The organism is uncultured Kiloniella sp. (genome assembly GCF_937128705.1).
In the GTDB taxonomy this organism is placed as follows: Bacteria; Pseudomonadota; Alphaproteobacteria; order Kiloniellales; family Kiloniellaceae; genus Kiloniella.
In genome coordinates, this window is record NZ_CAKZMP010000280.1 from 1 (window position 1) to 9,796 (window position 9,796).

The following is a 9,796-nucleotide window of genomic DNA, read 5'->3' on the forward strand; positions in this document are numbered from 1 at the left end:
CGGGAACGGTGGTGCAGGGGTTTTCCATATCAAACCAGATGATGAAAATCTGAATTCTGTTTTTGAATTGTTTGAAGAACATTATCGCGAACCCATTATCGCGCAGCTATACCTGCCCGATGTTCGCAAAGGGGACAAACGTATCATCCTGGTCGATGGAAAACCCGCAGGCGCCATTAACCGTGTGCCCGCAGAGGGTGAAGCAAGATCCAATATGCATGTCGGTGGACGACCCGACCCAATCGGCCTGACCGAACGTGACCACGAAATTTGTGCCGCTATTGGCCCAACCCTAAAAGAACGTGGTCTTATCTTTGTTGGCATTGATGTCATCGGTGATTACATGACAGAAATCAACGTGACATCCCCCACTGGAATTCAGGAAATAAACCGTTTCAACGATGTTTCACTCGAATCTGATATCTGGGATTCAATTGAAGATAAAATAAACAAGTAATCGTGCTTTCATCAAAGCAAACACGTCATTCCGGTTAGTGCCAACCAAGGCTCTTGCCGGAATGAACTTGTCGTTCTGATTAGCTGCCGCCGCCAAACTCTCATAAGCGCGAAGAAACTCGCTTATAGCCTCATCAAACCAACGTGTATCACCTATGCCTGAGGATAAGTAACGTGTTTGGGCAGATCGTCATCCAAATCGTAGTAGTCTCCTTTTTTAGAAACATAGATATGACTTGATGTCTGAATACCCGTGTCTCCGTCAATCGTCCCGCTCATGATTCCCATTTTGTCACGACTTGCCTGGTCCCAGAATAAGCTGGATCCACAGTTGGCACAAAACCCCCGCTGGGCACGATGGGACGATTGATACCACTTCAGGCTTTTATTCGAGATAATTTTGAAATCATCTTTGGAAACAGCCGTAGCAGAAACAAAGTGACCACTGGTTTTGCGGCATTGAATACAGTGGCACGCTATGGAATCACGTAACTCGCCAGTGATTTCAAACCGCACATCACCGCAAAGACAAGACCCTGTCTTCTTATCCATTACCATTCCCCCTAATACAAACTTTTCTGATATCTTCCTTCCATGGTCGCATCATATTCATCTGCATCAAGTCCACCAGCGACATGATCGGCCAATATCTGCCCCATTGACGGTAAAGCTTTCCGATCAACAATTTTAGCGGGGTTCCAAATTTCTGAACGCATAATAGATTTAGCGCAGTGTATATAAGCTTCATGAACCGTCACGACCAAAGCACAGCGAGGTTCTTTTCCATCAACAGATAGATCTTTCAACAGATCAGGTTCTACTGAAATCTGCACAACACCATTAATCCGTAAAGTCTCTTTGACCCCGGGTATCATGAATAAAAGACCAACTTGCGGATTATCCAGCAGGTTAAGTAAACTATCGATTCGATTATTACCGGGACGATCCGGTATAGCCAGTTGAGTGTCGCTCAACACTTTAACAAAACCAGGCGCATCCCCTTTAGGCGAACAATCTGCCCCCAATTTCGGGCTGCTTGTTGCCATCGATAAAAAAGGGCATTTGGCAATAAAGGCACGACAGTGTTTATCTAGCTTCTGTAATACCTTTTTATCAGCGCGAGGGCTTCTTTCCCCGTAAATTTTTTTGAGATCATCTGTCGTTGTAATAATATGAGACATAAAATTATAAACCTGTTTGAAAAAGGAACGAAGTCATAGAACGATTCCCTAAGCAAGCTCAAGATTAAGCAAGGGTTATCGCTCTTCAGGTTTGACAGACTTTATAGTAGCCGAGAATGCTTTCAACTCTTCATTAGAGTATTTTGTATGAATTCTTGTCTCAGAAGGTTTCTGATGTTTGCTTGACAGTCCAGCACGATATTCAGTCGCCGGGCGTATAGGCCTCGGCGTAAAACCTCCACCACAGTTAGGGCAGACATTTTCTAAAATCCCATCCACACAGTCGCGACAAAAAGTACATTCATAAGTACAAATCATCGCATCTGTGGCTGTTGGTAAAAGATCCTTATCACAACACTCACAATTCGGCCTAAGCTCAAGCATGTTCAAATTCCCATATTTTATTCTCAATTTCATTTGAGGGAATTATGGTCATCTAGGAACATAAAATAAATGCCACTTAGGCATCAATTGTTGCCAAAATAATCTGTCAGACTAATCGCCAATAGCCGCGATCATATCACCCGGGAAATCGGTTATAATACTGTCGACGCCCATAGCTACAAGCTCAACACCGCGATCAACCTCATTAACTGTATAGGTCGCTGTCGCATAGCCCGCTTGTTTGATTTCTTTAACGAGTTCGGAAGTATACATCTTATGCCACAAATGAATTGCCGAGCATTCAAGACGCTTCGCATTTTCCTGCCAGCCCGTTATATCATCATAAAGCAATAGGCCTCTGGGATGATCAGGGGCAAGATCTCTGACAACTTCCAATGATTTCAGTTTGAAGGAACTGAACAGAGGTTTATTACGATTTTTCGGCCACAGCTTGTCTAGAAGCTCAACCACTTTACGGGCCGTTTCCTCTTCCTCACCATCTGATGGCTTTAATTCGATATTCGGGTGAAGATTATGCTCAATATGGAACAGCAAAAACTCTTCCAGCGAAGGAATTTTCTCGCCACGATGCTTCTCGTCAAACCAAGCACCAGCTTCAAACTCTCTGAGTTCGGCAAAGCTATGATTCTTGACCAATGCGTCAATACCGGATGTCCGCTTTAAATCCTGGTCGTGGTAAATGATGGGAACACCATCTTTGGATAGCTTCACATCAAACTCGGTCCAGCGTACTCCTTGATCAAGAGCTTCGCGCAAGCTTGCCATTGTGTTTTCAGGCCGAACGCCTTTGGCTCCTCTATGAGCCTGAACTCTTGGCAACTTAACAAGCGGAGTGGCGTTTGCCATGCTCCATCTCCCATAACTAAACATGCTGGCGTGGAATAAAAAAACGGACGACCTTAATCAAGATCGTCCGTTTCTTAATACCTGCTTTTTATGACAGGTCAATTACCAGTTTACATGGCTTAGTAGGTCCAGTTTGTCACCATACTGACACCTGACCAGAAGACTTATTCTTCGTCTTCTTGACCTTCAAGATCTTCACCGGTTTCTTGATCAACGCGTTTCATGGAAAGTTTAACCTTACCACCGCGCTCGATACCGATACATTTGACCTTAACCATGTCACCTTCGTTTACAACGTCAGTCACTTTACCAACACGACGATTTTCCAGCTCAGAAATGTGAACAAGACCGTCACGTGCACCCATGAAGTTCACGAATGCACCAAAATCAACACAGCGAACAACTTTACCGTCGTAAACAACACCAACTTCTGGCTCGGCAACGATTGATTTGATCCAATCAACAGCGGCATCACCAGCTTCTTTATCAACAGCTGCAACCTTGATTGTACCATCGTCATCAATGTCAATCTTCGCGCCAGTTTCTTCAGTGATCTCACGGATAACTTTACCGCCAGTACCAATAACTTCGCGGATTTTATCTTTTGGAATGCTGAACGTTGTGATGCGTGGTGCATGCTCGGAAACGCCTTCACGACCAGATGTCAAGGCTTTCGCCATTTCACCCAGAATATGAATACGACCATCATGCGCCTGCTCCAAAGCAACCTTCATGATTTCCTGTGTGATGGATGTGATTTTGATATCCATCTGCAAAGCAGTTACACCGTTTTCAGTACCCGCAACTTTAAAGTCCATGTCACCAAGGTGATCTTCATCACCCAAGATGTCAGAAAGAACAGCGAAATCATCACCTTCTTTAATCAGACCCATCGCAATACCAGCAACAGGTGATTTAAGCGGAACGCCAGCATCCATCAACGCAAGTGAAGAACCACAAACTGTCGCCATAGAAGAAGAACCATTGGATTCTGTGATCTCAGAAACCACACGCATTGTGTATGGGAAATCTTCTTTTGTTGGAAGCAATGGGCGAATCGCACGCCAAGCAAGTTTACCATGACCAATTTCACGACGACCTGGACCGCGAAGGAAGCCAGCTTCACCAACTGAATATGGCGGGAAGTTATAATGTAGCAAAAAGTGCTCACGATAACTGCCTTCAAGCTGATCGATAATCTGTTCGTCTTGACCGGTACCCAATGTAGAAGTCACAAGCGCCTGTGTTTCACCACGTGTAAACAGTGCTGAACCATGTGTTAGCGGAAGCTTACCAACTTCAGAAACAATTGGGCGAATCTGTTTGGTATTACGACCATCGATACGCATGCTTGTTTTCAAGATGCTACCACGAACAACTTCTGCTTCGAGCTTTTTGAATAGACCGCCAGCAATCGCTGCTTCGTCTTCTTCCAAACCTTCCAAAGCAGCTGCTTTAACTGCAGCAATATTTACCTGACGCTGTAGCTTTTCCTGTTCACCATAGGCTTCGGTGAATCTATCAAGAATGCCACCAGCAACCAATTTTTCTTTTACAGCTGCAACGGCTGGATCGACAGGTGCAAGTTCACGAGGATCTTTTGCACATTCTTCAGCCAGTTCAATAATCGCATTGATCACAGGCATCATCTGTTCATGGCCAAAAGCAACAGCGCCAAGCATAACTTCTTCGGACAGCTCTTTTGCTTCTGATTCGACCATCAACACACCTTCGTGTGTACCAGCCAGAACCAAATCAAGATCCATGTTCTCGTAGTCTTGCATCAATGGGTTAAGAACGTATTCATCGTTCTCATAACCAACGCGACAACCACCAATTGGACCCAAGAATGGCAGACCAGAGATTGTCAGTGCAGCAGAAGCACCAATCATAGCAATGATATCTGGATCGTTTTCAAGATCGTGACTGACAACAGTACAGATAACCTGAGTTTCGTTTAGATATCCATCAGCAAAAAGCGGACGAAGTGGACGGTCAATCAGCCGAGAAACCAATGTTTCTTTTTCAGATGGACGCGCTTCACGTTTGAAGAAACCACCAGGTATCTTACCTGCGGCATAGGTTTTTTCCTGATAGTTTACAGTCAGAGGGAAAAAGTCCTGACCAGGTTTTACGCTACGTGCGCCAACAGCTGTACAAAGTACAACAGTGTCACCGTAAGTTGCCAATACTGCACCGTCAGCCTGACGTGCAATCTGACCAGTTTCCAGCTTAAGGGTACGACCACCCCATTCAATTTCTTTAGTGTAGATGTTAAACATCAGTTTTCCTTATTATGACGGGCCGGTTTCTTTATTTTTGCCGGGCCTACGTAAGCTGTTCATTTATAGTTTGAACAGCTTACGCAGGACCGGCGCAGACCTGACATTGCCCCGACCCCCGAAACAATATCAAATAACTATTCAGTTCATGGCCCAGTTCTTGGGTTAGCGAGAAAAATTCTCACATCCCAGTCTTTGGCCACTCCTTGAATAGACGTACACCCGGTCAACAGGAATGATATTCGCTGTAGACCGGGTGTTACATGAAACTTCCTTTGCCTTAGCGGCGAAGGCCGAGACGTTTAATCAGAGCATCATAACGGCCCTGATTTTTCTTTTTGGTATAGTCCAGCAGACGACGACGCTGACCAACCATCCCAAGAAGACCACGACGGGAATGGAAATCCTTTTTATGATCTTTTAGGTGTTCAGTCAGGTTGTTGATACGCTCAGATAGAATAGCTACCTGTACTTCTGGAGAACCAGTATCACCTTCAACAGTGGCAAACTCTTTTACGAGTTCCTGTTTACGCTCAGCCGTAATCGACATCGCTTTTCCTTCTTTAAAAGCTATCTAGGAAAATCCTAGAGATTTAAAACACGTACTGACCTCACCTCACCTTTTTCAAATCGGGCCAAAGCAACGGGTGTTCCATTTTCTGTTGCCAGAAAAACATCGCCGTTAACTAAGTCACCAATCCGGTCAAGATCATGTCGCGTTATCATAGATAACACCTGACCATGACGAAGGCGGGTTGCTTCAGTTTCTGATAAGGCCAACGCCGAGATGTCGTCCAGCGCGGTCTCTACCGGGAGCAAAAGCTCCTCGGCAGCGGGACTATGCCCGATCTCTTCAAGAGATTCCAGTGAAATCGCATGTTCTAAGGTAAAGGGTCCTACGCGTGTACGTCGTAGCTCAATCACGTGAGCACATGTTCCCAATGCCTTGGCGAGGTCGCGGCCTAGCGAACGAATATACGTTCCCTTTCCACAATCGACCTCAAACTCGGCGACATCCTCGCTTCGCATGTCGATTAAATCAAACCGATCAATATGTACAATACGGGATTTTAGCTCGAACTCTTCATCGCCATCACGCGCCAGATCGTAAGCTCTTTTACCATCAACTTTTATTGCGGAATAACGTGGCGGTACTTGTTCCACATCACCAATAAACTTTGTAAGAGCCTGAAGTATATCTTCTTTTTCAGGGCGTGCTGGGCTGGTTTCAATAACCTCACCCTCGCGGTCTTCTGTCGAAGTGGCTTCCCCCCACTTCACAGCAAATCGATAGGTTTTACGCCCGTCCATTGCATAGGATACTGTTTTGGTTGCCTCACCAAATGCCAAGGGAAGCAAACCACTGGCCAAAGGATCAAGCGTTCCCCCATGCCCAACTTTTTGAGCATTAAGAATACGTCTCGCCTTGCCAACCAATTGTGTAGAAGAAAGTCCAAGAGGCTTGTCCAGAACAAGCCATCCATGGATAGGAAGACCTTTTTTCTTACGGGCCATCAGCTGTCCGCTTCGTCATCCCCGGCTTGCGACTCGACCAACTCATCATCACCATCATCATCTTCATGACGCAGATCTTGCTGAACACTATCGCTTTGCAACAGAGTATTGATTTTAGCAGCTTCATCAAACGAAGTATCAGGTTCGAACCCAATCCGAGGACAGCTTCTAAGTCGCAGCATATGGCTTAATTCACGGCGGAAAAAACCATTCGCTTTGTTCAAAGATTTTGTCACCGCGTCAAGATCAGCCCCACCCAAAGGCACAACAAAAGCTGTCGCGTTTTTCAGATCAGGACTAATGCGCACTTCTGAAATTGTGATAATCACACCTTCCAGATTTGGATCATTAAAGCTTGTCCGATTCAGAACTTCAGACATCGCGTGGCGAATTTCTTCGCCCACGCGTAACTGTCTTTGGCTTCTGGGTGTACCACTGCGGTTTTTATTATTGGAACTCATATCATCCCTTTATCGCTGACGAGAGCTATTATAGCTCTCGTGCGATTTCTTCGATGACGTAACACTCAATCTGGTCACCCACTTGAATGTCTGAATAGTTTTCAAAGGCCATACCACATTCGTAGCCTTCCTTCACTTCCTTCACTTCATCTTTGAAGCGACGCAAAGTCTTCAGAGCACCATCATGAATAACCACGTTATCACGTAGCAAGCGAACTTTAGATCCACGTTGAACTGAACCTTCCGTGATCATGCAACCCGCAATTTTACCAACCTTGGTAATATTAAAGACTTCGCGAATTTGCGCATAACCAGTGAATTTCTCACGCTGTTCAGGCTCAAGAAGGCCGCTCATTGCTGCTTTCACATCATCCACTACGTTGTAGATGATGGAATAATAACGAATATCAACATTTTCGCGACGTGACATTTCACGTGCCTGTGGGTTCGCACGAACGTTAAAGGCAATAACGAATGCACCCGTAGACTGAGCCAGAGTGATATCAGATTCGTTAATCGCACCAACACCAGTATGCAGAATGTTCACTTTAACTTCGTCAGTGTTCATTTTCTGCAAGCTTGTTGCGATCGCTTCCATAGAACCGTGCACATCAGCTTTGACGATAACCGGAAGCTCTTCCGCTTTACCTTCTTTCAGCTTGGCAAGCATCTGCTCCAATGAACCACGACCTGCTGCTGCTGCGGCAAGATCTTTTTTCTTCTGTTCACGATATTCAGCAATTTCACGGGCTTTGGCATCAGTATCAACAACAACAAAGTCATCACCAGCACTCGGTGTACCGTTTAGACCCAGCACCTCAACAGGAAGTGATGGACCAGCAGAATTCACCTTTTGACCACGTTCGTTTGTCATCGCACGAACACGACCCCACTCGCTACCTGTTACAAAAATATCGCCAACATTTAGCGTTCCTTTTTGAACAAGTACAGTCGCAACAGAACCGCGACCTTTATCAAGCTTGGCTTCAATTACAGCACCAATAGCAGCACGATCAGCATTTGCTTTCAATTCAAGCAATTCAGCCTGGAGCATGATGGCTTCTTCAAGCTTATCAATACCCATTTTTGTTTTAGCTGACACTTCAACAGTCTGAATTTCACCGCCCATGTCTTCGACAATCAGCTCGTGCTGAAGCAGCTCTTGCTTCACTCGATCAGCATTTGCTTCAGGTTTATCCATTTTGTTGATCGCAACAATGATCGGCGCACTAGATGCTTTAGCGTGATTAATCGCTTCGACAGTCTGTTCCATGATACCATCGTCACCAGCAACAACCAGAACAACGATATCCGTTACAGTCGCACCACGTAGACGCATTTCAGTAAAGGCGGCGTGACCTGGTGTATCCAAGAAAGTGATCTTGTTACCAGAAGCCAAGTTTACCTGATAAGCACCGATATGCTGGGTGATACCACCGGCTTCGCCGCGGACAACATCCGCAGAACGAATGGCATCGAGCAACGATGTTTTACCATGATCCACGTGGCCCATGATAGTAACCACAGGCGACCGAGGTTGTTGCTCTTCATCAGTTTCATCCTGATTACCAAGAATACCTTCTTCAACATCCGCTTCGGTAACACGTTTGATTGTGTGGCCAAGTTCCTGGACAACGATTTCCGCAGTGTCAGCATCAATTGACTGATTGATCGTTGCCATCACACCAAGCTTCATAAGCTGCTTGATAACTTCAGTCGCACGTTCAGCCATACGGTTAGCCAATTCCTGAACCGTAATAGTTTCAGGTAGAATAACTTCGCGTAAAACTTTGGTCGGCGCTGCGCGATTACCACCACGCTCTTGTTGAAGCTTCTTCTGACGACGACGCTTAACAGACGCCAATGAACGTTGACGTCCATCATTATCCGAAGTGGCACTAGATATAGTCAGCTTGCCTTTATTACGGCGATCACCAGTGGCCTCTTTTTTATCAGTCGCCTGCTTTGGAACAAAGGTAGGTTTATTACCCTGTTTAACACGACCGCCAAGTTCATTTGCAATAGCTTCTCCAACGGATGCTGGGGCAACATTTGGCTTTTTCTTTGGTCTTGGCTTTGGCTTAGCAGAACGAGGATCAGGTGCACGCTCAGCAGCTTCGCGTTTCTTACGCGCTTCTGTGGTTACACGTGCAGCAGCTTTGGCTTCTTCTTCTGCTTTTTCCATAGAGCTTTTAGTGTTCTCTGCCCGAGCGACAGCAGCTTCTGCTTTTACGCGTTCAGCTTCTTCCGCAGCGAACCGTGCATCTTCTTCAGCTTGAATAGCAGCTTTGCGTTTGTTTTCTTCGTCTAAACGTTTTTGCTCTTCTTCAGCAGCCTGCTTTTTGCTCTCTTCCGCTTCGCGTGCAGCCGCAAGAACCTGCATACGTTTTGCTTTTTCAGCATTCGTCAGGTCATCGTGCGTTACCACAGGCTTTGGCGCTTTTTTAGGCGCAGCAGGTGCTTTTTTCTCAGGTTTTGGCGCTTCGGTTAGGCTTGGTTCTGGCGTTGTAACTTCAGCCATACGCCCGCTCTCACCGCGCTCAAATGTCCGGCTGCGCTTCACTTCAACCGTGACGGATTTAGACCGCCCATGGCTAAAACTCTGTTTAACCTGGCCGGTTTCTACAGTTTTCTTCAACTCAAGCGTATT

The 9,796-nt window shown here is 45.8% G+C and carries 9 protein-coding genes and 1 pseudogene; 1 reads left to right on the forward strand and 9 read right to left on the reverse strand.

Features of this window, described 5'->3' with window-relative positions; genetic code table 11:
• Nucleotides 1-457 (forward strand): annotated as a pseudogene (locus Q0241_RS14235) (glutathione synthase); the annotation flags it as partial.
• 152 nt (nucleotides 458-609) lie between these two features.
• Here Q0241_RS14235 and Q0241_RS14240 read toward each other — a convergent pair.
• The 9 genes from Q0241_RS14240 to infB form a co-directional block, all read right to left on the reverse strand.
• Entirely contained in the window at nucleotides 610-1,008 is a 399-nt protein-coding gene (locus Q0241_RS14240) for a GFA family protein (protein WP_299378632.1), read from the reverse strand.
• Nucleotides 1,009-1,019: 11 nt separating this feature from the next.
• The gene (locus Q0241_RS14245; RefSeq protein WP_299378634.1) at nucleotides 1,020-1,637 is read right to left on the reverse strand and encodes a pyridoxamine 5'-phosphate oxidase family protein; all 618 of its coding nucleotides are present in this window, start codon (nucleotides 1,635-1,637) and stop codon (nucleotides 1,020-1,022) included.
• Between the two features lie 75 nt (nucleotides 1,638-1,712).
• Nucleotides 1,713-2,054 carry a DUF1272 domain-containing protein gene (locus tag Q0241_RS14250; protein WP_366941188.1) on the reverse strand — a complete coding sequence of 114 codons (342 nt, stop codon included), beginning with the start codon at nucleotides 2,052-2,054 and terminating at the stop codon, nucleotides 1,713-1,715.
• A gap of 78 nt (nucleotides 2,055-2,132) precedes the next feature.
• Nucleotides 2,133-2,888, reverse strand: a complete 756-nt coding sequence (locus Q0241_RS14255; protein ID WP_299378638.1) for a glycerophosphodiester phosphodiesterase family protein — start codon at nucleotides 2,886-2,888, stop codon at nucleotides 2,133-2,135.
• 164 nt (nucleotides 2,889-3,052) lie between these two features.
• Nucleotides 3,053-5,170, reverse strand: a complete 2,118-nt coding sequence (gene pnp, locus Q0241_RS14260; protein ID WP_299378640.1) for a polyribonucleotide nucleotidyltransferase — start codon at nucleotides 5,168-5,170, stop codon at nucleotides 3,053-3,055.
• Nucleotides 5,171-5,450: 280 nt separating this feature from the next.
• Nucleotides 5,451-5,720, reverse strand: coding sequence for a 30S ribosomal protein S15 (gene rpsO / locus Q0241_RS14265; protein ID WP_047764175.1), 270 nt, complete (start codon nucleotides 5,718-5,720; stop codon nucleotides 5,451-5,453).
• A gap of 35 nt (nucleotides 5,721-5,755) precedes the next feature.
• Entirely contained in the window at nucleotides 5,756-6,685 is a 930-nt protein-coding gene (gene truB / locus Q0241_RS14270; protein ID WP_299378642.1) for a tRNA pseudouridine(55) synthase TruB, read from the reverse strand.
• Entirely contained in the window at nucleotides 6,685-7,146 is a 462-nt protein-coding gene (rbfA, locus tag Q0241_RS14275; protein WP_299378644.1) for a 30S ribosome-binding factor RbfA, read from the reverse strand. Before rbfA ends, truB begins: the two co-directional genes overlap by 1 nt.
• 28 nt (nucleotides 7,147-7,174) lie before the next feature.
• Nucleotides 7,175-9,796: translation initiation factor IF-2 (gene infB, locus Q0241_RS14280; protein WP_299378646.1), on the reverse strand; the 2,622-nt coding region annotated here is incomplete at its 5' end.

Coding starts and splice junctions, on each gene's coding strand:
- rpsO (WP_047764175.1), bottom strand. CDS start 5,720: ATGTCGATTACGGCTGAGCGTAAACAGGAACTCGTAAAAGAGTTTGCC.
- pnp (WP_299378640.1), bottom strand. CDS start 5,170: ATGTTTAACATCTACACTAAAGAAATTGAATGGGGTGGTCGTACCCTT.
- Q0241_RS14250 (WP_366941188.1), bottom strand. CDS start 2,054: ATGAAATTGAGAATAAAATATGGGAATTTGAACATGCTTGAGCTTAGG.
- Q0241_RS14240 (WP_299378632.1), bottom strand. CDS start 1,008: ATGGATAAGAAGACAGGGTCTTGTCTTTGCGGTGATGTGCGGTTTGAA.
- truB (WP_299378642.1), bottom strand. CDS start 6,685: ATGGCCCGTAAGAAAAAAGGTCTTCCTATCCATGGATGGCTTGTTCTG.
- rbfA (WP_299378644.1), bottom strand. CDS start 7,146: ATGAGTTCCAATAATAAAAACCGCAGTGGTACACCCAGAAGCCAAAGA.
- Q0241_RS14245 (WP_299378634.1), bottom strand. CDS start 1,637: ATGTCTCATATTATTACAACGACAGATGATCTCAAAAAAATTTACGGG.
- Q0241_RS14255 (WP_299378638.1), bottom strand. CDS start 2,888: ATGGCAAACGCCACTCCGCTTGTTAAGTTGCCAAGAGTTCAGGCTCAT.